At 65.9% G+C, this 23,298-nt stretch carries 23 protein-coding genes; 11 read left to right on the top strand and 12 right to left on the bottom strand.

Annotated features, from left to right (window positions below; translation table 11 throughout):
• Nucleotides 1-2 precede the first annotated feature (2 nt).
• The gene (locus QRM89_RS08420) at nt 3-839 is read right to left on the bottom strand and encodes a helix-turn-helix transcriptional regulator (RefSeq protein WP_115001913.1); all 837 of its coding nucleotides are present in this window, start codon (nt 837-839) and stop codon (nt 3-5) included.
• A gap of 368 nt (nt 840-1,207) precedes the next feature.
• Between QRM89_RS08420 and QRM89_RS08415 the strand changes: the two genes are divergently transcribed.
• A complete protein-coding gene (locus tag QRM89_RS08415) occupies nt 1,208-2,572 on the top strand; it encodes a glutamate--cysteine ligase (RefSeq protein ID WP_050911271.1) in 1,365 nt (454 codons plus the stop codon).
• A gap of 39 nt (nt 2,573-2,611) precedes the next feature.
• Here QRM89_RS08415 and QRM89_RS08410 read toward each other — a convergent pair whose 3' ends face one another.
• Complete coding sequence (locus QRM89_RS08410; protein ID WP_285447774.1) at nt 2,612-4,108, bottom strand: ATP-binding protein; 1,497 nt, start codon at nt 4,106-4,108, stop codon at nt 2,612-2,614.
• Entirely contained in the window at nt 4,105-4,824 is a 720-nt protein-coding gene (locus QRM89_RS08405) for a response regulator transcription factor (protein ID WP_285447960.1), read from the bottom strand. The genes QRM89_RS08410 and QRM89_RS08405 overlap by 4 nt, the downstream gene beginning before the upstream one ends.
• A gap of 135 nt (nt 4,825-4,959) precedes the next feature.
• Between QRM89_RS08405 and QRM89_RS08400 the strand changes: the two genes are divergently transcribed.
• Nucleotides 4,960-6,057, top strand: coding sequence for a glycosyltransferase (locus QRM89_RS08400; protein WP_115571865.1), 1,098 nt, complete (start codon nt 4,960-4,962; stop codon nt 6,055-6,057).
• Between the two features lie 741 nt (nt 6,058-6,798).
• Here the strand turns inward: QRM89_RS08400 and QRM89_RS08395 are convergent.
• Nucleotides 6,799-7,971: a TDT family transporter gene (locus QRM89_RS08395; protein WP_202863356.1), complete on the bottom strand. Its 1,173-nt coding sequence runs from the start codon at nt 7,969-7,971 to the stop codon at nt 6,799-6,801.
• A 104-nt stretch (nt 7,972-8,075) separates the two neighbouring features.
• On the opposite strand from QRM89_RS08395, the gene QRM89_RS08390 reads away from it, so the two are divergent.
• The 5 genes from QRM89_RS08390 (at nt 8,076) to fghA (ending at nt 12,178) form a co-directional block, all read left to right on the top strand.
• Nucleotides 8,076-8,990 carry a LysR family transcriptional regulator gene (locus tag QRM89_RS08390; RefSeq protein WP_115571862.1) on the top strand — a complete coding sequence of 305 codons (915 nt, stop codon included), beginning with the start codon at nt 8,076-8,078 and terminating at the stop codon, nt 8,988-8,990.
• Nucleotides 8,991-9,197: 207 nt separating this feature from the next.
• Nucleotides 9,198-9,473, top strand: a complete 276-nt coding sequence (locus QRM89_RS08385; RefSeq protein ID WP_014508942.1) for a metal/formaldehyde-sensitive transcriptional repressor — start codon at nt 9,198-9,200, stop codon at nt 9,471-9,473.
• A gap of 63 nt (nt 9,474-9,536) precedes the next feature.
• Nucleotides 9,537-10,646, top strand: a complete 1,110-nt coding sequence (locus tag QRM89_RS08380; protein ID WP_014508941.1) for an S-(hydroxymethyl)glutathione dehydrogenase/class III alcohol dehydrogenase — start codon at nt 9,537-9,539, stop codon at nt 10,644-10,646.
• 66 nt (nt 10,647-10,712) lie between these two features.
• Nucleotides 10,713-11,288: an S-(hydroxymethyl)glutathione synthase gene (gene gfa / locus QRM89_RS08375; RefSeq protein ID WP_012437406.1), complete on the top strand. Its 576-nt coding sequence runs from the start codon at nt 10,713-10,715 to the stop codon at nt 11,286-11,288.
• 59 nt (nt 11,289-11,347) lie between these two features.
• Nucleotides 11,348-12,178, top strand: coding sequence for an S-formylglutathione hydrolase (gene fghA / locus QRM89_RS08370; protein ID WP_115556745.1), 831 nt, complete (start codon nt 11,348-11,350; stop codon nt 12,176-12,178).
• Between the two features lie 377 nt (nt 12,179-12,555).
• Here fghA and QRM89_RS08365 read toward each other — a convergent pair whose 3' ends face one another.
• On the bottom strand, nt 12,556-13,965 hold the full coding sequence (locus QRM89_RS08365) for a PLP-dependent aminotransferase family protein (protein WP_285447773.1): 1,410 nt from the start codon (nt 13,963-13,965) through the stop codon (nt 12,556-12,558).
• 127 nt (nt 13,966-14,092) lie between these two features.
• Between QRM89_RS08365 and QRM89_RS08360 the strand changes: the two genes are divergently transcribed.
• A complete protein-coding gene (locus QRM89_RS08360) occupies nt 14,093-14,884 on the top strand; it encodes a PhzF family phenazine biosynthesis protein (RefSeq protein WP_285447772.1) in 792 nt (263 codons plus the stop codon).
• Nucleotides 14,881-15,804 carry a DMT family transporter gene (locus QRM89_RS08355; protein ID WP_115571859.1) on the top strand — a complete coding sequence of 308 codons (924 nt, stop codon included), beginning with the start codon at nt 14,881-14,883 and terminating at the stop codon, nt 15,802-15,804. The genes QRM89_RS08360 and QRM89_RS08355 overlap by 4 nt, the downstream gene beginning before the upstream one ends.
• Before the next feature lie 131 nt (nt 15,805-15,935).
• On the opposite strand, the gene QRM89_RS08350 is transcribed toward QRM89_RS08355, so the two are convergent.
• Both QRM89_RS08350 and QRM89_RS08345 read right to left on the bottom strand, forming a co-directional pair.
• Entirely contained in the window at nt 15,936-16,274 is a 339-nt protein-coding gene (locus QRM89_RS08350) for a hypothetical protein (RefSeq protein WP_016944410.1), read from the bottom strand.
• Nucleotides 16,275-16,372: 98 nt separating this feature from the next.
• A complete protein-coding gene (locus QRM89_RS08345; RefSeq protein ID WP_011038480.1) occupies nt 16,373-17,317 on the bottom strand; it encodes a DegV family protein in 945 nt (314 codons plus the stop codon).
• Between the two features lie 467 nt (nt 17,318-17,784).
• Here QRM89_RS08345 and QRM89_RS08340 point away from each other — a divergent pair, with 467 nt between their 5' ends.
• Both QRM89_RS08340 and QRM89_RS08335 read left to right on the top strand, forming a co-directional pair.
• Nucleotides 17,785-18,600, top strand: a complete 816-nt coding sequence (locus tag QRM89_RS08340) for a cellulase (protein WP_076053826.1) — start codon at nt 17,785-17,787, stop codon at nt 18,598-18,600.
• A 377-nt stretch (nt 18,601-18,977) separates the two neighbouring features.
• Entirely contained in the window at nt 18,978-19,154 is a 177-nt protein-coding gene (locus QRM89_RS08335) for a hypothetical protein (RefSeq protein WP_285447771.1), read from the top strand.
• Here the strand turns inward: QRM89_RS08335 and QRM89_RS08330 are convergent, their stop codons facing one another.
• From QRM89_RS08330 to QRM89_RS08310, 5 genes are all read right to left on the bottom strand, one after another.
• On the bottom strand, nt 19,155-20,756 hold the full coding sequence (locus tag QRM89_RS08330) for a rhamnogalacturonan lyase B N-terminal domain-containing protein (RefSeq protein ID WP_285447770.1): 1,602 nt from the start codon (nt 20,754-20,756) through the stop codon (nt 19,155-19,157). It abuts the gene before it with no gap.
• 206 nt (nt 20,757-20,962) lie between these two features.
• A complete protein-coding gene (locus QRM89_RS08325) occupies nt 20,963-21,334 on the bottom strand; it encodes a hypothetical protein (protein ID WP_285447769.1) in 372 nt (123 codons plus the stop codon).
• A gap of 1 nt (nt 21,335) precedes the next feature.
• Nucleotides 21,336-22,139, bottom strand: coding sequence for a hypothetical protein (locus tag QRM89_RS08320; protein WP_285447768.1), 804 nt, complete (start codon nt 22,137-22,139; stop codon nt 21,336-21,338).
• 22 nt (nt 22,140-22,161) lie between these two features.
• A complete protein-coding gene (locus QRM89_RS08315) occupies nt 22,162-22,581 on the bottom strand; it encodes a DUF2809 domain-containing protein (RefSeq protein WP_285447767.1) in 420 nt (139 codons plus the stop codon).
• Nucleotides 22,578-23,144, bottom strand: coding sequence for a hypothetical protein (locus QRM89_RS08310; RefSeq protein ID WP_285447766.1), 567 nt, complete (start codon nt 23,142-23,144; stop codon nt 22,578-22,580). The genes QRM89_RS08315 and QRM89_RS08310 overlap by 4 nt, the downstream gene beginning before the upstream one ends.
• Between the last annotated feature and the right edge of the window lie 154 nt (nt 23,145-23,298).

Raw genomic sequence — 23,298 nt, 5'->3', positions numbered from 1 at the left:
ATCTAGCGGCTGTTGCCGATGCTGGCCGGATCCAGCCCGTAACGCTGCTGGAAGCGCTGACTGAAGCTGCGGGTGGAACGATAGCCTGCACGTGCGGCCACGGTCTTGAGCGGCCAGCGTGTGGTGTAGAGCAGAGCCATCGCATGCGCGAGCCGCGCGTCGGTGATCAGCTCGCGCAGCGAGCAGTGTTCTGCGGCCAGATGCCGGCGCAAGGTAGCGCCACTGATGCCCAGGCTGTCTTCGACATCGCGTGAGCGCCAAGCCCGCTGTGGCTGCGCGGTGATCAACGTGCGCACCTGCGAGGCGAGACTTGGTGCGGGCGGCAATAGCAGGCCGCCATGACCACGGCGGCTCAAGCTGATCACCAGCGAGGCCAGCGCCAGGCGTGCTTCGGTATACAGGCCGTGTTGCAGCGCATCGCGCCATTGCCGCAGCGTCGGGCCGAAATCGATCGCCGGCAGCCGCGCGATGTCGTCGCCGGCCTTGGGCAGCGGCTCGTTCCACAACGCGCGCGCAGCAGCAAGCGCTTCCTCGCAGAGGGGCACCACTGCGCTCAGGTAGAGTCCGGTTAATGGGTCGGGCGTGTTGATCACATCGATCCGGCAACGGCGCGTCACTAGGAACAGGTCGCCCGGCACGAACTCCAGCGATTGGGTCGCGGTACGCACGTGTTTGCGGCCCTGCAGCAGAATCGAAAATTGCGCCTGGGTCAGGTCCACCGAGCGCGCGCCGTGAGCGCGCCGCGCGCTCACGCAGGCAAAGCCTTCGGCGCGCTCGCAGTGCATCAGGCTGGTCATCTGCGCAAGCAGGGTGTCGGCGGGTGTGGGCGCAGCAGTCATGGCGGGGCGATGCTACAGGATCGTGTGCGCATGTCTTTAGCTGGAACAGCGTCGCGGTTGCCGCGCTATTGCACGCATGGATGCTGGCCTCGTACGGCCATCTGGCATCTGCAGGGCTGCGGCGCTGCCCGACCTTGACCAGCCCCGGCCATGCCTGCGCTTGTCGCTGTGTGTGTGAAGTCCCGGCACGCGTTGCCAGCACGACGGTGGGCGTTCGCCTACATCTGCATGCAGTAAGCATGGATGGAAATCTAAGACCCGGCCGATGGCGGCAATTCTTCCATGTTGGGCGGTTATAGTGCGGGCCTTGCGGTGGCTGGGGAGGATCCCCACATCGTCCCACCCCCCTTTCGCCTGCGAGCGTGCCCTTGTCGAGTCCCAGCCACGTTGCCGAAACGCCGATCACCGAACGCGCAGAGCTGATCCAGGTGCTCGCCTCCGGCGAGAAGCCCGGTGCGGACTGGCGGATCGGCACTGAACACGAGAAGTTCGGCTTCCGGCTGGATGACCTGCGCCCGCCCACCTTCGATGGCGAGCGCGGCATCGAGGCGTTGCTGGTCGGCATGACCCGCTTCGGCTGGGAGCCGGTGCAGGAAAACGGCCGCACCATTGCGCTGCTGCGCGACGGCGCCTCGGTCACGCTGGAACCGGCCGGGCAGTTCGAGTTGTCCGGCGCGGCGGTGGAAACGCTGCACCACACCTGCGTGGAAACCGGCACCCACCTGAGCGAGGTGGCCGAAGTGGCCGGCGAGCTGCAGCTGGGCTTCCTGGGCATGGGCTTCCAGCCCAAGTGGCGGCGCGACGAGATGCCGTGGATGCCCAAGGGCCGCTACCAGATCATGAAAAGCTACATGCCCAAGGTCGGCTCGCTCGGCCTGGACATGATGACGCGCACCTGCACGGTGCAGGTCAACCTCGATTACGCCACCGAAGCGGACATGGTGAAAAAGTTCCGCGTCTCGCTGGCGCTGCAGCCGATTGCCACCGCGTTGTTCGCCGATTCGCCGTTCACCGAAGGCAAGCCGAACGGCTACCTCAGCTACCGCTCGCACATCTGGACCGACACCGATGCCGATCGCACCGGCATGCTGGATTTCGTGTTCGACGACGGGTTCGGCTACGAGCGTTACGTGGATTACCTGCTCGATGTGCCGATGTATTTCTCCTACCGCGATGGCGTCTACCACGATGCCAGCGGGCAGAGCTTCCGCGATTTCATGCAGGGCAAGCTGCCGGTGCTGCCGGGCGCACTGCCGACGCTGCGCGATTGGTCCGACCACATGACCACCGCGTTTCCCGAAGTGCGCTTGAAGAAGTACCTGGAAATGCGCGGCGCCGACGCCGGGCCGTGGAATCGCCTGTGCGCGCTGCCGGCGTTCTGGGTGGGGCTGCTGTACGACCAGACCGCGCTGGATGCGGCCTGGGACCTGGTCAAGGACTTCACACTGGCCGAGCGCCATGCATTGCGCGACGGCGTCCCCAAGCAGGCGTTGGGCCTGCCGTTCCGCAATGGCGTTGTGCGCGATCTGGCGCTCGAAGCGGTCAACATCGCCCGCGAAGGCCTGCGCCGGCGTGCGCGCCTGAACCGCGATGGCCAGGACGAGACCGGCTTTCTCGATGTGATCGCCGAGATTGCCGAAACCGGCGTCACTGCTGCAGAGCGCAAGCTGGCGCTGTATCACGGTGCCTGGAAAGGCGATATCGACCCGGTGTTCCGCGAGTTCGCGTACTGAGTCAGTGAGCAGTGCGGCGCAGGCCTGCCTGCGTCGCTGTCAGCGCCGTTCCGGCATGCACGGCAGGCGCACGGTTACCCGCAGGCCGCCCCCGTCGCGATTGTCCAGCCGCAGTGCGCCGCCATGCGCCAGCACGATGCTGTGCGCCACCGACAGCCCCAGCCCGATTCCGCCGGTGTCGCGGTTGCGCGAGGATTCGCCGCGCACGAACGGCAGCAGCAGTTGTTCACGCTGGCTGGGGTCGATGCCCGGGCCGTCGTCGTCGATCCACAGCACGCCGTCCTCGCCTTCGCGATGCAGCCGCAGGCGCGCGCGCCGGCCGTATTTCAGCGCGTTTTCCAGCAGATTCATCACTGCGCGGCGCAACGCCAGCGGGTCGCCGTCCAGGGTGATCGCCGGGCCTGGCAGCAGTTCGGCATCGGCGCCGGTGTCCACCGCGTTGTCGACCACGCTCTCCACCAGCAGGCGCAGGTCCAGCGGGGCGCGCTCGCCGCGATGGCGGTCGTTCTGGATGAAATCCAGCGCCGCGGAAATCATCGCCTTCATCTCGTCGATGTCGGCCAGCGCCTTGTCGCGCAGCGGCGCTTGCAGGTCGTCCAGCCGGAACGACAGCCGTGCCAGCGGGGTGCGCAGGTCGTGCGCGATCGCCGCCACCATGTGGGTGCGCTCGTTGATCAGCCGGTTCAGGCGTGCCTGCATGGCGTTGAACGAATCGGCCGCGCGCACGATTTCCGGCGGGCCGCTGCGTTGCAGGGCCGCCGCGTCGGGATTGCGGCCCAGGCGGTCGGCGGCTTCGGCAAAGCGCTTGATCGGCGCCGACAGCGCACGCGAGAACCACCACGCCAGCGGCACGTTGGCCAGCAGGCCGGCCAGGAACAACAGCACCACGTGGGTCTTGAACTCGGCCGACAGGCGGCGGCGCGGCGATTCCACCGTGCGCCAGCGGCCGTCGGGCTGTTGCAGCGCGGCGGTGAAACCGTCCAGCAGCGGCACGCCCGGGGTGAGGCGTTCGCTTTCCCAATCACCGCGCGGGTCGTCAGGCCGCAGCCCGTTGCCGAAGGGCGCGCCCTCGGGGCTGGGGCGCGGCCAGTCCTTGCCGAAGGGCGGTGCCCCGGCTGGGAGTTGCTCGTTGCCCGTGCCAGCCGCGCTGGTCTGGGCCGATGTCCGGTTCGATGTGCTCTGGCGCGGCAGGAGCCGTGGCGCCTCGCCGTCATCGGCACTGCGATAGAAGCGCACGCGCGCGCTGTCCACATCCAGCCAATGCGCCAGCAGCATTTCGGCGAAGCCGTCGCGGACCTGGCCGGCCGGTGGCGTGGGCGCCTGGCGGGCTTCGTGCACCTTGAGCGTCTGGGTGCCGGCCGGCATGCGGGTGGACAGCAGGGCCACGACCTCCGGCGGATGCACTGGCGGCTCGTAGACGGGGGTGCGCATCACCAGCAGGGCGATGCCGACCGCCTGTGCGGTGACCAGAGCCACCGCCAGCAGGACAAAGGTGCGGGCAAAGATCGACAGCCCGCGGCGCGCCGGTTCACTCACAGACGCGCGACGCTCGGCAGCAGCATGTAGCCCTCGTTGCGCACGGTGCGAATCAGCTCGGTGTGCACGCGTTCGTTGATCTTGCGGCGCAGCCGGCTGATCTGGCTGTCGATGGCGCGGTCATAGACGTCGGTATCGCGGCCGCGCGCGAAATCGAGCAGTTGGTCGCGGCTCAGCACGCGTTGCGGATGCTCCACGAAGGTGCGCAGCAGGGCGAATTCGCCGTCGGAGAGGTTGATGAAGATACCGGTGGGGTCGCGCAGGTCGCGCCGCACCACGTCCAGCCGCCAACCGGCGAACTCGTAGACATTGCCGCGCGGCTCGGCCTGGTCGCTGGTGACCTGGCTGCGGCGCAGCAGGGCACGCACCCGGGCCAGCAGCTCGCGCGGGTTGCAGGGTTTGGCCAGATAGTCGTCGGCACCGACCTCCAGCCCGATGATGCGGTCTGTATCATTGCCCAGCGCGCTCAGCATGATCACCGCAGGCGAGCCGCGCTCGCTGGCCAGCGAGCGCGCCGCACTCAGCCCGTCTTCTCCCGGCATCATCACGTCGAGTACGATGAGGTCCGGACGCCGTTGTGTGATGCGCTTGCGCATTTCGGCGACATTCTCGGCCACATCCACCTGGTAGCCGTGGGCGCTCAGGAACTCGCCGATCAGCTTGCGCAGGTCGGGGTCGTCGTCGACCACAAGAACGCAGGGTTGTTGCATGTCCATGGAGGTCATCGTCGGAGGCGCAACGGTCGGGCTGCGCGGGGTGGCTACCGGAAACATGGTGCTCGCAAGGTGCAGGACGGGAGCACGCATCATAATGATCGAATTTGTCAACCATTGGCACACGTGTGACGCAGCATGACAGACCGGGACATCCCACCAAAATCCGTTGCACCGACACTGCCCGCCGACAAGGTCGAGCAGGTGCATGACGTGGTGTTGCCGATGATGCGGGTGATCAGCCGTGACAATGGCGTGGGCCTGACCCGCGACATGGTGTTGATGGCACAGACGCTGCGTGCCGGCGGGGCGCAGGTGCAGGAAGTGGGGTTCACCAGCCAGCGCTTGCACGACACCGGGCGTGAGCTGCGCCTGTGGGGACGGCGCGCGCTGTTGGGCAAGGTGCCGGTACAGATCTTTTCCGAGCGCGTGTATGCGCGCTGCCTGCCGTTGGGGCACGCCAATCTGCTGGTTCCCAACCCGGAATGGCTGCTGCCCAAGTGGTTGCCATTGCTGCCGCGGTTCACCGCGGTGTTGTGCAAGACCCACCATGCCGAGCGGATCTTCCGCGAGTTGGGCTGCCGCACGCAGTACATCGGCTTCACCAGCCCCGATCGCCACGATCCGGAGGTGTTCCGTCAGCGTGCGTTCTTCCACCTGGCCGGGCGTAGCACCGCCAAGGGCACCCGCGTGCTGCTGGAAACCTGGCAGCAGCATCCCGAATGGCCGCTGCTGACGGTGGTGCAGAACCCGCGCACTGCGGGCAAGCAGGTGGTGGCGGCCAACATCGATCACCGCGTCGGGTATCTCGACGATGCCGCGCTGCGCCGCCTGCAGAACGCCCACCAGTTCCATATCTGTCCATCGGAGGCGGAAGGCTTCGGGCATTACCTGATGGAGGCCTTGAGCGTGGGTGCGATCACCCTGGCCACCGATGGCGAGCCGATGAACGAATTGGTCCGCCCCGAGCACGGCCTTCTGATTCCGGTGGCCACAGTGCGCCAGCGTCGGCTGGCGAGCTATCACTATGTGGATGCGGCAGGCATTGCGCAGGCAGTGCAAGCCGCGCTGGCGTTGCCGCCCGCAGAGCTGGAGCGCCTCTCGGCCGCCGCGCGGGCGTGCTATCTGGCCAACGACGCGGTTTTTGCGGGGCGCTTCCGCGCTGCGGTCATGGCCGCGGTGGCGATGCCGACCGAGGCAGTGGCTGACGTGGTGCCGGTGGCCGCGAAGAGCTGATTGGTGATGCGCTGATCGTACGGTTTGTCGCGCGGTGCTGATATACGGTGCGTGATCGCGCGCGCGGGCCTGCTCTAGTCAGCCGTTGGATCACGCTGGCGCAATGCTGATGCACGAAGCCTGTTTGTCGTCGTTTCGCTTGTTTCCTCACGTTTGTACGCGTCCGGCACGGCATGCCATACGGCGCCAGCGAACAACACGCCTGTGCAAAACGTGCCTGCAAGGATCTCCTGATAACGGAGAGCGCATCGCTCCGCCACACGCCGCGCGCTGTGTTTGCCGCACACCAGGGAGATCAAAATATGGGGCAGATGCGCCCGACCATTGCTACCGTGAGCGCCATGCTTGCGCTGCTGAGCCTTGGAGGCTGTGCAAGCCTGTGCGGTGCGCCACCTGGCCCATCTCCGCCTCCGCCGGTGTATGTGAATCGCGGGCCGCCGCCGTCTGCAATGGAGCGAGGGATCCTGCGCAAGTGCCTGCAGTCACCGGACCAGCCACCCGTGTTGCACGATGGCGCTGAAGACATCTCCGTAGATCCGGCAGCGCTCGCGCGCTGCCTGGCGGATCACGACATGGATGTCCCGTTAGCACCACCGGATGCATTGGATGTGCCTGATGCCGATTGGTTCGATGACCCATCAGATCCACTACCACCGGATCTGGACGCCGCGGAGTAGCCGAAGGCGCATGCGTGCTCATCCGGTAGCGCGAAGCGCACCTGTCAGACATGCAACCTGTACTTCAGTGTGCAGGTGCATTCCCGCTGGATTCGACAAGGCAGGGCGCAGCGAACAGCGTGCCGCGATAGGCGCCTGCCGCAGTGCGTGCCGCCACGATCGTCCAGGTCACGCATAGCAGCAGGACCAATGCGCTGCCGAGTACATCGAAGACCTGCATTTGCAGCGCGGCGCCGAGCTTCAGTGTCGCCAATGCATAAACCCCAAGTGGGAACGTGAATCCCCACCAGCCCAGATTGAACGGCACGTTGTCTGCGAAATAGCGGGCCGTGATGAGGATGGCCAGCGCCAGCCACCACAGCCCCAGCCCCCACAGCAACAGGCCGGCGATCAGGCCACATCCCGCCGCAGCCTGGCCGACGGTACCCATGCCATGTGCGGCGAACAGTGCAGGCGCGTCGCCAGCAAACACCAGCATGCCCAATGCGCCAGTGCCGATCGGCCCCAGTGCCAGCCAGCTCGAAGCGGCCATGCTGGCCTGCGGCAACTGGTGTAGCGCCATGCGCAGCCAGAGGATCACCAGGATGCCCATCGCCACCGGCACCGAGTACGCCCACAGCACGTATCCGGCAACCAGCATGCCGAAGCGGCTGCCGGCATCGGCCAGATGCGGGGCGAGCGCGCCAGCACTGGCCGCGGCGACTTCCGCAGCCACCACTGGCAGCAGCCATAGTGCGGTCATCTGTTCCATGCGGTGCTGCTGGCGGGTAAACATCAGGTAGGGCACCAGCACGCCGCAGGCCAGCGCCATGGCCGCGTCCATCCACCACAACGCAGTCGCCACGGGAATGACGGCGGCGCCCCAGCGCGGCAGGCCATAGAGGAGCAGGCCGTTGATGAGCGTCGCCAATCCCATCGGGATAGTGCCCAGAAACATCGAGGCGGTCGGGTGGGCCAGGATGCGTCGGGCTTCGTGCGGATACAGCGCCCAGCGAGCGAGATACAACGCGCTGAACACCACAAACAACCCGATGTTGCAGAGCCACAGGCCAGCGCCGAGCCGCGCGGCGCCAGGCACGTGCCAGGGGAGTTGGCCCAGCAGCAGCGACAGGATGCCGGTGCCCATGGTCACCGCGAACCAGTTCGGCGTGAACTGGCGGATGGCTTCGCGCGGGGCGGGCAGCGCGTACAGGGGCCCGGCGATTGCAGGGCCGGGCGGGGAGGTGGGCATCGGCATTTGGGTCACAGCGGTGTCGGCTGAAGAAGTGAGTGAGTCTAGGCAGCTAGATCTAGCGGTAAAGCGCGTAATATCGGTTGATGTAACCCAATAAATCGCTAACGATGAAACTCAGCCTGCGGCAGCTCCAGATCTTTTGTGCGGTTGCCGAGTGTGGCTCCACCACCGCAGCGGCGGCGCAGGTGGCGTTGTCGCAGTCGGCCACCAGTGCCTCGCTCAATGAACTGGAGAGTGGCTTAAGTACCCGGTTGTTCGATCGGGTCGGCAAACGCTTGCTGTTGAATGACAGCGGTCGCGCATTGCTGCCGCACGCACGCAGGATGCTCGACAACGCGCAGCAGATCGAAGCCGGCTTCCATCCCGGCAGCGCCAGTTTGTCGACACGTCTGAAGGTGGGCTGCAGCACCACGATCGGCAACTATGTGCTGCCGCTGGTGCTGCGCGAGCTGCATACAACCGCTGCGCATCTGCGCGTGGAAATGGAAGCCGGCAACAGCACGGCCATCGCTGCGAAGGTTGCCAATTTCGAGCTGGAGATGGGGCTGATCGAAGGCCCGTGCCACGTGCCCGAGTTGCACGTCGAGCCATGGTTGTCCGACGAATTGCTCATCGTGGTTGGCAGCCAGCACCCGCTGGCAAAGCAGGCAAACGTCACCCGCAAGGATCTGCGCGCCGCTGCGTGGCTGTTGCGCGAACCGGGTTCTGGCACGCGTGAGGAGGTGGAGCAACGACTGCTGCGGCATCTGCATCAGTTGGCCGATGCACGCCAGATCGGCAGCTCCGAAGCGATTAAGCACATGGTGATGCACGGCCTGGGCGTGAGTTGTCTGTCGCGTTGGGTGGTGGAGGCGTCCTTGGCTGCCGGGACGTTGAAGGCCATCACCGGCGTGCTCCCGCCGATGTCACGTCGCTTCTTTCTGATCACGCATCGCGACAAGTTTCTCTCGCCGAGTCTTGCGCGTTTTCGCAGCAGCTGCCGGCAGTTTGCACAGACGCAGAGAGCGCCTGTTACACCATAACGTGTTGCTGCAGCGCAGCTTGCCGAATGTTTGCAGCCCACTGCATATGCCATCGCAGGGGAGTTGTGGTGCTGGGGCGCGACGTGTGCCCACGCTGCGAAGAAAGAAGCTAGAAGTCGGCGCACTGCATCGTCTGTCATGCGGCGGTCATGGCTTTTTTGTCTTCGATCCATATACTACCCCCCAGTATCCGGAACGGGACCATGCATGCCGCATTCGCCACAGGAGAAAAAGCGAGCGCTAGCGCGTGTGCGTCGGCTGCGTGGGCAGTGCGATGCACTTGAGCGCGCGCTGGAAATAGGCGCAGACTGCGCGCCAGTCCTGCAGCAGATTGCCGCGATCCGGGGGGCCGTCAACGGGCTGATGTCGCAGGTACTGGAGGCGCATATCCGTGAAGACTTCGGGCATGCCGCCGCGTCCGATGCGCAACGCGCCGAACGGGTGCAGGAATTGCTTGGCCTGGTCCGGTCCTATCTCAAATGAACTCCCACCGGGTCGGCATGCGCCGCGCCCGTCCTCGAACATCCTCGTCAGGAGCACTCATCCATGAAATCCCGTGCAGCAGTTGCATTCGGACCCGGCAAGCCGCTGGAAATCGTCGAGATCGACGTGGCACCGCCGCAGGCCGGCGAAGTGCTGGTCCGCATCACCCACACCGGCGTCTGCCACACCGACGCGTTCACGCTGTCAGGGGATGACCCGGAAGGCATTTTTCCGTCGGTGCTCGGGCACGAAGGTGGCGGCATCGTTGAGCAGATCGGCGAAGGTGTGACCAGCGTCAAAGTCGGTGATCACGTGATCCCGCTGTACACGGCCGAATGTCGCAAGTGCAAGTTCTGTCTGTCCGGCAAGACCAACCTGTGCCAGGCCGTGCGCGCAACCCAAGGCAAGGGCTTGATGCCCGATGGCACAACGCGCTTCTCCTACAACGGCGAGCCGATTTTCCACTACATGGGCTGCAGCACCTTCAGCGAATACACCGTGGTGCCGGAGATCTCGCTGGCCGTGGTGAACCCGGAAGCGCCGCTGGAAAAAGTCTGCCTGCTGGGCTGCGGTGTCACCACCGGCATCGGTGCCGTGCACAACACCGCCAAGGTCAAGCCGGGTGAAAGCGTGGCCGTGTTCGGGCTGGGCGGTATTGGTCTTGCGGTGATCCAGGGCGCGGTGCAGGCCAAGGCCGGACGCATCCTGGCCATCGACACCAACCCGGGCAAGTTCGACCTGGCGCGCAGCATGGGCGCCACCGATTGCATCAACCCGAAGGATTACGACAAGCCGATCCAGGAAGTGATCGTCGAATTGACCGAAGGCGGCGTGGATTTCAGCTTCGAATGCATCGGCAACGTCAACGTGATGCGTTCGGCGCTGGAGTGCTGCCACAAGGGCTGGGGCGAGAGCGTCATCATCGGCGTGGCCGGTGCCGGCCAGGAAATCAGCACCCGCCCGTTCCAGCTGGTGACCGGCCGCGTGTGGCGCGGCTCGGCCTTCGGCGGCGTCAAGGGACGTACCCAATTGCCGGGCATGGTGGAGCAGTCGATGAAGGGCGAGATCGATCTGGATCCGTTCATCACCCACACCATGCCGCTGGAACAGATCAACGAAGCCTTCGACCTGATGCATGAAGGCAAGTCGATCCGCACCGTGATTCATTTCTGACCGGACGGCCAGGAGCGGCGCGCGGCCGCTTCCGCGCACGTGGGACCCGTAACCGGGAGGGGCATGATGGCTAACGTGTCGATTCACCCTGCAGTAGATGGTGGTGTTGTGCATGGCAGTACCGAAGGTTTTGCAGGGGGCACCCTGCAATGCCTGTGTGCCAGCGACAAGGTGACCGTGGACGTGGCATCGCAGAGCGCGCACAACCACGCCTGCGGCTGCAGCAAATGCTGGAAGCCGGAAGGCGCCAAGTTCTCGGTGGTGGCGGTTGCGCCACGCGACAAGGTCACCGTGACCGCGCATCCGGAGAAGCTCAAGATCGTCGATGAAAGCGCGACGATCCAGCGCCATGCCTGCACCGGTTGCGGCGTGCATCTGTATGGCCGGATCGAGAACAAGGACCATGCGTTCTATGGTCTGGACTTCATCCATACCGAGCTGTCGCAGCAATCGGGATGGTCGCCGCCGGGCTTTGCCGCGTTCGTCTCGTCCATCATCGAAACCGGCACGCCGCCGGACCAGATGGATGGCGTGCGTGCGCGTCTCACCGAACTGGGCCTGACGCCGTACGACTGCCTGTCGCCGGCGCTGATGGATGCGCTGTCGACCAACGTGGCGCGTCACAAGGGCTTGTTGCACTGATGGTCCGATCCTGCGGCCGGTGATCCCGGCCGCAGGATTTTCTCTTCGCAAGGAATCCCATGGAACGCATCGAACACCGTGCCTGCTTCGGCGGCTGGCAAGACGTTTACCGGCACCACTCCACGAGCCTGGGCTGCGCCATGCAGGTGGGCGTGTATCTGCCGCCGCAGGCAGCCGACGGCCCCTTGCCAGTGCTTTACTGGCTGAGCGGGTTGACCTGCACCGAGCAGAACTTCATCAGCAAGGCCGGCGCTCAGCGCTATGCGGCCGAACACGGCGTGATCCTGGTGGCCCCGGATACCAGCCCGCGCGGTGACGATGTCGCCGATGCCGAGGGCTACGACATCGGCAAGGGCGCGGGCTTCTACGTGGATGCCACCGAGCAGCCATGGGCCGCGCATTACCGCATGTACGATTACGTGGTGAACGAACTGCCGGCATTGATCGAGGCCAGCTTCGCCACCACCGGCGTACGCGCCATCAGTGGTCACTCGATGGGCGGGCACGGCGCGCTGACCATCGCCTTGAAGAATCCAGGCCGCTATCGCAGCGTGTCGGCGTTTTCGCCGATCGTCGCACCGAGCCAGGTGCCGTGGGGCGAGAAGGCCTTCGGTCAGTACCTGGGCGACGATCGCGCGGCATGGAAGGCCTACGACGCCACAGCACTGATCGCACACGCAGCCGAGCGCCTGCCGCTGCTGATCGACCAGGGCGATGCCGATGAATTCCTGGAAAACCAGCTGAAAACAAAGCTATTTGAAGACGCCGCCAAGACGGCGGGCTATCCGGTCACGGTGCGGCTGCAGCCCGGCTACGACCACAGCTATTACTTCATCGCCAGCTTCATCGGCGAGCATATTGCCCATCATGCGCGCGCGCTGAAAAGCTAAAAGCGGCTAACAGACGCAGCGAGCAATCGTCAGGTGGGTGCGGAGGAATCGGAAGGTACGATGGCCATGCCGATTCCGAGCACCAGTCGCCGCACGCCTGGCGGTTGCGTCGTTGTTTTGATCGCTGCTCTCAGTGAGGCGATGCTGGCGTGCGTGGTTGTTGCAATGTCGCTCGCGCCGATGCGGTGAAGCGCCATTGCTAAATGCGGTGGCAATGCCGCAGTGTTGTCGCCCTGTGAGCCCTTGCTTTTGGTTCCCGCCGCGCATCGCCTCGCGACTGCGGACGACGTTGATCACCTCCCAACCATCGACGCGCAGTACCTGCGAACAGGTCAGGCGCTTGCCGGATTTCTGGCAACAACGCGTACGCCCGCCATTCAACGCGGGCGTTGCGCAGCCAGCCGCCCCAGCTGCCGCATGGCCCGGTCCAGTGTTTCGTTCCACGGCTGGCCGCAGGTCAGGCGCAGATGGTCGGCGTAGTCGCCGCGGCTGGAATACACCTGCCCGGGTGAGGTGCCGATGCCCTTGGCCAGCGCGGCTTCGAACAGCGTCTGGCCGCTGCCGCCATCGGGCAACTGCAGCCACAGCGACAATCCACCTGCTGGCTCGCCGATGCGCGTGCCGGATGGCCAATGCCGCACGATTGCATCGCGCAGGCGTTGACCGTTGTCGGCCAGCGTGCGGCGCAGCTTGCGCAGATGCCGCTCTAGATCGTGTTGCGCCAGGTAATCGGCCAGGGCCAACTGCGGCAGGCTCGCGTTGCCGACGGTGGAGAAATACTTGGCGCGCACCAGCGCGTCTGTCCACGGCCCACCGAGCAGCCAGCCCACCCGCAGGCCAGGTGACAACACTTTGGAAAACGAGCCGCAGGTGATGACGTTGGCGTGCGTGTCGAACTGCCGCAGCGGGCGTGGGCGCTGACCAGACCAGGCCAGCTCGCCGTAGATATCGTCTTCGATCACCACCGTGCCATGCCGTGCGCAACTGTCCACTACTGCGCGCTTGGCGTGATCGGGGGTGAGGCTGCCCAGCGGATTGTTGAAGTTGGGCACCAGGATCGCGGCGCGTGCCGGCGTGCGTTGCAGCAGTGCATCCAGATGCGCGGCGTCGATGCCCAGACCTGCACGGTTGGGAACTTCCAGTACCTTCAGGCGCAGCGCGGCAACCGCTTGCAGGATGCCGTGGTAGGTCGGTGTCTCCACCACCACCACATCGCCTGGCGTGGTGATGGTGCGTAACGCCAGGCTGATTGCCTCCATCGCGCCAGCGGTGATCACCACTTCGTCTGCGTCCACGTTGGTGCCGCATTGCGCATACCGCAGCGCGATCTGCCGCCGCAGCGCGGCGTGGCCCTGTGGAGGTGCATAGTCCAGTGCCGCAGTGCGCTGGCGGCGTAGCTGGCGCGACATCGCTGCGGCCAGGTGTGCGCCGGGCAGTAGCGCGGGCGCAGGCGTCGCCAGGTGCAGCGGCACCAGGTCGGTACTTGCGAGCAGGTCGAACACGCCTTGCAGTGCTGGGTTGGCGATGACACCCGGCGCGCGCCGGCGCGGCGTGGGCGTGGCGGCCGGTAGCGGCGCGGCACCGGCGCGCACAAAATAGCCGGAACGTGGCCGCGCCTGGACGCGGCCCTCGCGTTCCAGTTGCAGGCAGGCCTGCACGGCGGTGGCGGGGCTGATGCCATGGCTGGCGGCCAGCTGGCGGATGGAAGGCAGGCGTTCGCCGGCGCGCAGGGTGCCGCGCTCGATCTGTTGCCGCAGCTGTGTGGCCAGCGATTCGTAAAGCAGCATGGGTGCGGCGCCCGCATCTGTATTGGTCTGTTTGTAGCGTATCTGAATCTGTCCTGGTCGCGCATCGCGCCGCAGACTGGCCGTGCCGGGCGACCCGCGCGGCATGGTCTTCTGGCGAGGTTGCAACGTGCTGCTTTCCCTGTTCGTGGTCGATGCGTTTACGTGTGTGCGTTTCAAAGGCAACCCTGCGGCGGTGGTGCCGTTGCAGGCATGGTTACCGGTGCCGGTGATGCAGGCGATTGCTGCCGAAAACAATCTGTCGGAAACCGCGTTCTTTGTGCGTGATCACGCCGGCTTCTTCGACATCCGTTGGTTCTCGCCGTTGAAGGAAGTCGGGTTCTGCGGCCATGCCACGCTGGCAAGTGCGTACGTCATTGCGCGCCAGCAGCTGGCACCGTTTCCGTTGCGCTTGCGCGCCCCGGCGGTCGGTGAGATCGGTGTGGAGCAGGTGGACGAAGCGACCTTTGAGATGTGCTTTCCCAATCAGCTGCCGACCCTGGTCGCGCAGGTCCCGGCGCCACTGCTGGCCGCGTTGTCGATCGCACCGCAGGCGGTGTATGCCAACGCACAGGCCTACATCGCGGTGTACGCGGACGAGCAGCAGGTGCGTGCCGTGGTGCCCGACCTGGCGCACATGCTGGCATTGGCACCACGCGATGTGGCAATCACCGCCCCGGGAACCACGCATGACCTGGTGTCGCGCTATTTCTGGCCGGCCAATGGCGGAGCGGAGGACCCTGTCACCGGTTCGATCCATGCAGCGCTGGCACCATTGTGGGCGCGCACGCTTGGAAAGACCGATCTGCGCGCGCTGCAGGCCTCGGCACGCGGCGGTGAGCTTGCGTGCCGTGTCACGCCGGCGCATGTCTACGTGCGTGGCGGCGCCGTGCAGTATCTGCGTGGGGAGATCACGCTATGAGCGTTGCAGCTGCACCACCGGTGGCGGCGTCGCGCCGCGCAATCTGGCAACTGCTGTTGGCCGAGGTGTTGATCGGTTCGGTTGGCGTCTTCGTGTATGAAAGCGGCCAGGACCCGGTGACGGCGGTGTTCTACCGCTGCCTGTTTGGCGCACTGTTTCTCACTGTGTGCGGTGTGCTTGGTGGGCACCTGCGCGGGCTATGGCGCGAGCGCCGCCTGTTACGCGATGCGACCATCAGCGGCGTGCTGCTGGTGTTGAACTGGGTAGCGCTGTTTGCCGGCATGGCGCGCTCGTCGATCGGCGTGGCCACCATGGTGTATCACGTGTTTCCGTTCGTGATGCTGATCCTGGCGGCGGTGGTGCAGGGCGAACGCACGCGTCGCGCCGATCTGGGCTGGACGCTGCTCGCCTTCATCGGGGTGGCGTGTTCGGCAGACCCATTGCGGTTGTGGCAGTCCGCCGACCGCAGCTATCTGCTGGGCATCGGGCTGACGCTGCTGGCGGCGCTGCTCTGTGGCGCCTCATTGCTGATGTCCCGACGCATCGGCCGTGAGCGGCCGTTGGCGGTGGTCACCGTGCAATGCTGGGTCGGGACGGTGCTGCTTGTGGGGTTTTCCAGCAGCGATGCGCTGCATCCGGGCCTGCATTGGGTCTGGCTGGTGGGCCTGGGCGTGATTCACAGCGGCATTGTCTACGTGCTGTTCTATTCGTCGTACCGCCATCTGCACGTGGCCACCATTGCGGTGCTGGCTTTCGTGTATCCACTGGTGACGCTGCTGCTGGATTACCTGCTGTACGGCCACGCGCTGGCGCCGGTGCAATGGCTGGGCCTGGGCCTGATCGTCTGCGGCACGCTGGCGGTGAATCTCAAATGGCGCTGGCCGCGGTGGGCAACTGGCAAGGCAGTGCTGCAGCGGTAACGCGCGCTGGCGATGACGAGTAGTCAGTCATCCCGCTCGCATGCTTGAGAGGAGTCAGCGCGGCAGTGTCTTGAAGCCGCACCGGTTTGCGCAACACGATCGTTCGCGCAACCCGGCACGTCATCTGCGCGTCAACGCACGTCGCGCAGTTCCCAGTGATGGCCGGCCAACGCCTGCATACGCTGCTTGAGCAGGTCGCCGGGGATGCTGGTGGTGGCCACCAGGTCGATGCGCAGGTCGCCCTGCTTGCCGGTCACGGTGGCCGCCGGGTCGGTGACGCCCAGGCTGGGGTCCACCTCGTCCGGGTCGGCCTGCAGCTGGCGCCAGCGGTCGAACCAGGCCGGGTCGCGCAGGGCAGCCTGCAACTGTTCGGCAAACGCCTCCGCACCATTGGCGCTGAAGCTCACCGCCGGCGCGCTGCCGCGGGCGAGCTTGGGGTCGGGCAGGCTGATCGAATAGCTGACAGGCATGGGCACACACTCGGATGACAGGTGCCGGGCACCTTATGCCAGCAGCGGTGAGTGCGTCGTCGAGGCCTGCTGCCGTGTGCTGGCGTGCAGGCGCACGTCTATGCCGAGAAGCTGTGCGGCTCCGCGGCGAAGGCCACCGCCAACGCGCCCTTGCCGACGTTGACCATGCCGGTCAGGCTCATCACGCTCTCGAACAGCTCCACACCCTGCGTCTGGCAAGCGGCCTGCAACGCGGCATAGCCCGGCAACGCGTGCAGTTCGGCAAGTTCGCCGCCATAGCCCACGCACACGGTGGGCGTCATCAGCCCCTCGCGGAGCTTGCGCACGGTGAAGGCGAACAGCTTTTCGGCCGAGGGCTCGAAGCCCTTGAGCTTGGCCACCGGTTCGGTGACGCCACGGTAGGCGCGCAGCACCGGCTTGATGTCCAGCGCGCTGCCCAGCGCGGCGCCGATCAGGCCCACGCTGCGATCGCCCTTGGTGCGTGCACGCGCACGCAGGTAGTAGAGATCGCGTGGAATCATGTAGCCATAGGTGTGCTCGGCCAATTGCTCGAGCCGGGCGCGGATCGGCGCCACGCCCAGGCCTTGCGCACGCAGGCGTACCGCTTCCACCGCGGTGATGCCCTGGCCTGCGAACAGGTTCAGCGTGTCGATCACCCGCAGCGCGAACGGCGAGGTGTGCCCGGCCGCCTGCCGCACCGGCTTGTAGTCGTTGAGAATCGCAAAGCTCGCCTGGGTGGCGTTGTCGAAGATCTGGCTGCGCAGCTTGGAGATGGTCAGGCAGAACACGTGGTCGTAATCGATGACCAGCCGCTGCAGGAACAGGTCGCGGATCTGGTTGACCGAAAACGGCGTCGTCTCCGCCTCATGGCCGCGCTCGGCCACGTGCGCATGCAGGAAGCTCAAGGTGGCTTCCTCATCGCGATGGTCGGCCAGCACGGCTTCGCCGATACGCACGCTGATCGGCAGCACGATGACGTTGTTGCGTTGGATGAAGTCCTGCGGCAAGTCGCACGCACTATCCACCACGATTCCGATGCGCATCGTCGCCCCCTCCGGCTGTTGCGTCGTCTCTGGATGTGAACGCTATCGCAAATCGGGCGCGAGGCGAAGGGCATTGGTCGGAAGGCGTGCGCGGACGGGCTTGGCGGCAGCGTCGCCGGGGTCTGCCCGATGGCCCGGGCACGCTGCGCGCAGCCTGTCCAAGCAGGTCACTGCGCGGCGCCAGTGCGCCGTCGCGCGATGTGGCAACGCAGCAATCGCGCTCACCAAGGCCGCCGCCACCTGACCGGGATGCAGTGGCGTGGCAGTACGCCGACGACGAACTGAGGACGGGCGCACGCCCCGATTGCCGGGTAGCGCCCGCTATCGTGCGGGCACCTGCAGGCCCCCAGGTTTCGCTATAGCTCCTGGCGACGCGGCGCTGCTAGGGTCCCGCTGCGATCGCTGCCAAGCAGCGGTCCCGACGCCGCAACGGTGGCGTCGCGCGCTGAATCCAAGGGAGACACCACATGCAGCAGACTCAACATCGCATCCTCGACCAGGCCACTGCGCAGGCGCCCACCACACGGCGGCGTGCCTCGCGCTGGTGGAAGGCCGCCCTGACCCTCGGGCTGGTGGCACTGGCGCCGGTCGCGCTGGCCGGGCCGTACAAGATCTTCGGCAACCACTACGCGTGGGTGAACAACTTCAACGACCCCAACAACATCATCCAGGGCACGTTCGGCACCGGCAGCACGCCGGAGCTCACCGTCACCTTCAACTTCGCCGACTACAACCTCTACGGGTATCCGGCGATCGTGCGCGGCTGGCATTACGACTGGAACCCCACCAGCGACACGTTGTTTCCGAAGCAGATCTCCTCGATCAGCTCGATCCCGATGAAGTTCAGCTACAGCGCCGGCGGCACCAACCTTGCGGGCGATTTTGCCTACGACATCTTCTTCCGCTGGGATACGGCCAAAGGCAATCCGCAGCTGGAAGTGATGATCTGGGGCGAGCACAACTCCTGGCCGATCGGCACGCTGACCGCCAGCAAGGTGATCACCGCTGGCGGGCGCACCTTTGATCTGTGGGAAGGCTTCAACTCCGGTGCGGGCTATTACGTCTACACCTTCATCCCGACCGGAACCGCGGGGCAGGCCACGCTGAAGACCAGCGGCAGCCTCAACGTGGATGCCAAACCATTCCTCAACTGGTTGCAGACCAACCGCTCGAAGGATGGCCGCTACAACAACAGCATGTATCTGCATGCGGCCGAAGCAGGTTTCGAAGTGGTGCGCGGCAATGGCTGGGCCAAGGTCAGCGCCACGATGGACGCCAAGTAACCGCGGCGATCAGCGCGGCTGCATAGTTGCGGCTGGCGCGGGCGGTGCTGGCCCGGGCGGTGTTGATCACTGCTAGGTAGACGCAGTAATCCAAGGCGCGGTACACCCCATGGGTGTGCCGCGCTTTTTGCTGCGCTCTAGCGTGGCGCAACTCGCACAGTCATGCCGTGCGCGTGAAGCCGCATGTGGATGCTCACCTTGATGAGGGCTTACTGGATAGATTGATCGGCGTATCGCCTGCCAGTACGTGTGCAGCAGTAAGCACGTCGTCCATAACTCATTGGAGGACACGTGCAAACATACGCAGGCGCAGGTCGTTCGTTCCGCATGGCCTGCAGGCGGCGCACATCAAGACCTTTCCGGACAGAGTGCAGGCCGTGCGCAATGGTGATGGCAGCTACAGCAACGCCTTGTACCTGCAGGTGGTGGACGATGAGTTCGAAGTCCCCGCAGCGCTAGCACGTCGCTTGGCGGTGGCATCACCGCCAACTGACGCACGCACCGCACACCACGCGTTCTTGCGTGCGCTGTGCGGGCACCCGGACGTGGCGTGATTACGGTGCAACCAGCTGCACGCTGTCGTAGACGATGGCCGGGCTGAGGAAGCCATTATCCGGCGACCCCGAGGCCAGGCTGATGGCGATCCGGTTGCTGCCGGCCTGCAGCGCCGTCGCCGGGATATCCACCTCGTACAGCGTGTTGTTGCCGCGTGTGGTGCCACGGGTGATGCCGCGCGTCTTGGGTTGATTTGGTGCAGCGGGGACGGGGCCGTTCCAGCGTGCGTTGACGGCGATCTGCGGGCGCGCGCTGACCTGCGCCAACGGCACGAAGATGCGCAGGCGATAGCTGCGCACTTCGCTGCTGCTCAAGCTAAACACGATCTGTGTGGGCGTGTTGATCCCGCGCCACTGCACCGCCGGAAAGCTGCCCACGCTGCTTGATCCCACTGTGTAGGTGACCGGTGCCCAGCGCATGCGCGCATCGGACGGATGCGCGCGCGGCAGCAGGTCCGCGTACTGGAAGCCGCCTGGCGTGCCATCGGGAACGCCAATCTGCCACTTCACCGCGCCGGGCAAGCTCACCGCCTGCAGCGTGGCCTGTGCGGTGGCGCCGGCAAACACCTCGACATCGCGTTGCGCCACCTCCAGCTCGTGTTGATAGAGCGTCATGCGGTAGCGGCCCGGGCGTACACCGCTGATCTGGTAGTCGCCGCTGCCAGTGGCCGTGGCCCAGTATTGCGCCTGAGCGTTGCGCAAGCCGACCACCGCCGGCTGCCCCGCCAGCACGCCGCTTACGCGCCCGGCAAGCGTGCCGCGCCCGTCCGCTGCCAGGTAGCCGCTCAAGCCCAGGCTGGCATCGATGAAGTCGGTGCTGGTCTGTGCGGAGGAAGGCGCACCGCCGTCGGTGAACAACAGGCCGTACACGCCGTGCAATCCGCTGCGGAAGGCTTCGGTCTGGGTGTGGTCCGAATACATGTAGTTGTACAACTCATGGGTAACGCGGGTTTTCTGTGAGGCGATGTCCTTGAAGAACGGCCCGCCCGCACTGCGCTCGCGATTGCCCATCAGCATGAACACCGCCACGCCGTTGCCGCTCACGCCGTGCAGCGGGTCTTCGAACATGCGCCGGGCCGAGTAGAACTTGGAGCTGGTCCGCCCGTCCGGCAGCAGGAACACGTCTTCGCCTTCAATCGCAGTGCCGACGCTGGAATCCGGCTCCTGCAACGCGTTCGGCAGCTTGGCCACGTTCAAGCGGGCGATGAAGCGCAGCTCGCCCACCGGCAGCAAGCTGGGCGCCGAGGTGGCCATGTAGATCGCATTACGGCCCTTGCGCGCGATGTAGTACTGGGTGAGGTCGCCGGCTTTTGCGGTCACCACGATGGCGCCGCCCACCACGCGCGCCTCCACGCTGGCGGTGCCTAGCCCAGAGGCGATATGCGAGCCCTTGGATTCGGTGGTCTGCAGTTCGTTGCCGCGGTAGCGCATCGACACGAGATCGCCGTTGCTGGCGTTGACCGAAAACAGCAGCTCGGCGCCGGTATCCACCACGATGCGATCGCCACTGCGGGTGATGCCAAAGGCGGCGAATGCGGGCGCGACGACGCCAGCGTAGAGCACAAGCGCACAGGCCAGCGTGCGCAGCGGGATGCGATGCATGTCGATCTCCGTAACCAGCAAGGCGCGGTGCGCCGATGCGCGATGCTAGGCGGGCGCGGCTGCAGCGGCGATAACCGCAGCCCAGGAGCGTGCGCTGGGTTCACGCCCGGTACGCGAAGCGCAGTGCAGGTCACGCTCGCGGTGCGACCGGCATGCATTGCCGCTTGGCGCGCAGGCCGCCGGTTGCGCAGGACCGGCGGGGACGGCTATGGCAATGGTGGTGGTGTGGCGGCCTGGCGTTTGACATCGCAGGCCGCCTGGATGGCGCGCATCCACTGGTCGCGTTTGCCAAGCACGAAGCGGTGCTCGCTGCCATCGGCCAGCTGCACCGCCAACGAATTGGGTGCCAGCGGCAGCAAGCCGAGCAGGCGCGTCCAGCAAAACTGCAGCGATGCGATCTGCAGCAGCATGATGGTCAGCGACTGGGTCTGGATATTGAAGGCATGCGGTTGGAAGTGCAGCGCATCGGCGGTCAGGATCAGCCGCCCGCCCACCGTTTCCAGGCCGCGTTGCAGATTGGCGGGCGCCTGTTGCAGGACACGCTGTTGAATCGACCCCGTCGTGCTGCCCTGGAACATGTCATTGCTCCGTGGGCGCGCTCGCGCAGTCGCGACGTGGCTGCCATTGCCAGCGGCCGGCCTGCTCGACCAGGCGCACCTGCCACTGCTGCGTCTCATCGCTCAGGCAGGTGGCAGTGGCCCGCAGCTGCTGCGCGGTGCTCCACTGCGGTGCGTCCAGCGTGGCGATGATGCCGGGCTCGGCAGCGTCGTCGCTGAGCAAGGCATTGGTCGTGGACGCAAGCTGCTTTCCGCCGATGCTCAGCACCTGCCACTCCTCGCCATCCATGCCATCGGGCTGCGCGGTGGCCAGATAGCGGCTGTGGTCTGGCGCGATCACCACGCGCAGGCCGCCCGGCGTCTGCGTGCCGGTGCGTGCGTCGATCAAGGTGCCGGCGAAGGTGCCGCCGTCGCGATGCTGCAGCAGCAGGTAGTCATCGCGCCGATCACAAAAGCGGTAGTCCTCGCCCTCCAGCGGTTCGTCGAAGGGCGCGGTGTCGGCAAAGACCTGCACGCCGGCCGGCGTGGTGACCTGCAGGCGATGCGCGGACACCCGTTGCACCATGCCGCCACCGCGTGCGGCGATGGCGCTGGCTTCCTGCGCGGGGTTGTCGCCTTCCGCGCAGCCCAGCGCGAGCGATGCGCCTTCGACTGGCGTTGCTGCTGCGGCGGGTGTTGCCGGCGCGCTGGTCGCCGATGTGGTCGGCGTCGCTGCCGACGGCGATGGTGCGGGAGCAGGCGCGGGCGCACGCTCACAGCCGGCCAGCGCAAGCAGCGTGCAGAGGGCGGTGATGCGTGTCAGCGCCGTGGTCATCGAACCGGCCATTCGTGTCTCCAGAAAAAGTGACTCACTGCTGCGCTACATGCTGCGATGCACGCATGACACGGCGACGCAGCAATACGTCGCATCCGTAGGCAAGCAGCCCGCCGATCAGATACATCACCAGGTCGTGCAGCGTGGCGGTGTTGCCAAGCGCGATGTAGGCGGCGCTGCCGGGGCGCAGACCGAGCCGGTCGGCCAGGTGCACGGCCTGCAGCCCTTCGATCAGCAGGCCGATGGCAATCGCCAGCACGCAGGCCCACCGCGGCGGGCAGGCGAACACACCGCGCAGGCCGCAATACACCAACGCCACCGCCAACACGTCGCCCAGGCTGCCGCGCACCCATGGCCCGCCGATCCAGCCGGCGGCGATGGCCACTTCAGTCAAGAAGATGGCCGCCGCGATGAGCAGGTAGGCGGCGCGGGTCCGTCGCGGCATGCTGCTCATCGGGCAGTCGCTGCGGCGCGTTTGCGGCCCATGGTGAAGCTGGTGCTGAGCGGAATGCTGACCCCGCGCTGGCGGTCATTGACGGTGACCTGCACCTGCCAGCGGCCCGGCGGGTCGTCGGCTTCGGCTTCCACATGCAGGCTAGCCTGAGCCATGTACACATTGCGTGGGTCGCCGCTGAGTTCGCCCTGCAGGCAGGGCGTATCGGTGGTGTCCTGCACGAGGTGCCCGGTCGGGTCGATGATGCGGATATTGCACACCACGTCGGTATGCCGCTGCGCATCCAGGCCCGGGTTGGAGAGCAGGATCAGCATGAACAACACCTCGCCGGTAGCGAGGTGGTCCACTTCGTTGAAGTGCGGCGTGGTGTCGCTGGGCGTATTCCATTTCTGTTGCCAGTCCGCGTCGGGGGTCAGTAACAGGCTGGCGCCCAGGTCCTGCACCGCCTTGCGGCTGGAGGAGTTGGGGATCGGTTGGCCTTGCGTATCGATCCAGCCGGATTGGGCGCTGGCTAGCAGCGGCAGCATCAACAACGACAACAGCAGTGTGCGCATCAGGCGCATGGGCAATCCTTTGCGATGAGGTATCGCAGGCGTGCTGCCTGCGACGGTGGAGTGCATTGCGATGCTTGCAGTGCAGTGCAGTGCAGTGCGCGGCGCTGCAATGCAATGCAATGCGGCGCTTACAGCGTGCTGCGACCACTGTCAGCGACGCAGC

The organism is Xanthomonas sp. LMC-A-07 (assembly GCF_030208825.1).
GTDB lineage: Bacteria > Pseudomonadota > Gammaproteobacteria > Xanthomonadales > Xanthomonadaceae > Xanthomonas > Xanthomonas campestris.
Note: the sequence above shows the minus strand (reverse complement) of the source record. Positions and strands in the feature narration are given on the sequence as shown.

Coding starts and splice junctions, on each gene's coding strand:
- QRM89_RS08420 (WP_115001913.1), bottom strand. CDS start 839: ATGACTGCTGCGCCCACACCCGCCGACACCCTGCTTGCGCAGATGACC.
- QRM89_RS08405 (WP_285447960.1), bottom strand. CDS start 4,824: ATGGACATGCAACAACCCTGCGTTCTTGTGGTCGACGACGACCCCGAC.
- QRM89_RS08400 (WP_115571865.1), top strand. CDS start 4,960: ATGACAGACCGGGACATCCCACCAAAATCCGTTGCACCGACACTGCCC.
- QRM89_RS08395 (WP_202863356.1), bottom strand. CDS start 7,971: ATGCCGATGCCCACCTCCCCGCCCGGCCCTGCAATCGCCGGGCCCCTG.
- QRM89_RS08390 (WP_115571862.1), top strand. CDS start 8,076: ATGAAACTCAGCCTGCGGCAGCTCCAGATCTTTTGTGCGGTTGCCGAG.
- QRM89_RS08385 (WP_014508942.1), top strand. CDS start 9,198: ATGCCGCATTCGCCACAGGAGAAAAAGCGAGCGCTAGCGCGTGTGCGT.
- QRM89_RS08380 (WP_014508941.1), top strand. CDS start 9,537: ATGAAATCCCGTGCAGCAGTTGCATTCGGACCCGGCAAGCCGCTGGAA.
- gfa (WP_012437406.1), top strand. CDS start 10,713: ATGGCTAACGTGTCGATTCACCCTGCAGTAGATGGTGGTGTTGTGCAT.
- fghA (WP_115556745.1), top strand. CDS start 11,348: ATGGAACGCATCGAACACCGTGCCTGCTTCGGCGGCTGGCAAGACGTT.
- QRM89_RS08365 (WP_285447773.1), bottom strand. CDS start 13,965: ATGCTGCTTTACGAATCGCTGGCCACACAGCTGCGGCAACAGATCGAG.
- QRM89_RS08355 (WP_115571859.1), top strand. CDS start 14,881: ATGAGCGTTGCAGCTGCACCACCGGTGGCGGCGTCGCGCCGCGCAATC.
- QRM89_RS08350 (WP_016944410.1), bottom strand. CDS start 16,274: ATGCCTGTCAGCTATTCGATCAGCCTGCCCGACCCCAAGCTCGCCCGC.
- QRM89_RS08345 (WP_011038480.1), bottom strand. CDS start 17,317: ATGCGCATCGGAATCGTGGTGGATAGTGCGTGCGACTTGCCGCAGGAC.
- QRM89_RS08340 (WP_076053826.1), top strand. CDS start 17,785: ATGCAGCAGACTCAACATCGCATCCTCGACCAGGCCACTGCGCAGGCG.
- QRM89_RS08330 (WP_285447770.1), bottom strand. CDS start 20,756: ATGCATCGCATCCCGCTGCGCACGCTGGCCTGTGCGCTTGTGCTCTAC.
- QRM89_RS08325 (WP_285447769.1), bottom strand. CDS start 21,334: ATGTTCCAGGGCAGCACGACGGGGTCGATTCAACAGCGTGTCCTGCAA.
- QRM89_RS08320 (WP_285447768.1), bottom strand. CDS start 22,139: ATGGCCGGTTCGATGACCACGGCGCTGACACGCATCACCGCCCTCTGC.
- QRM89_RS08315 (WP_285447767.1), bottom strand. CDS start 22,581: ATGAGCAGCATGCCGCGACGGACCCGCGCCGCCTACCTGCTCATCGCG.
- QRM89_RS08310 (WP_285447766.1), bottom strand. CDS start 23,144: ATGCGCCTGATGCGCACACTGCTGTTGTCGTTGTTGATGCTGCCGCTG.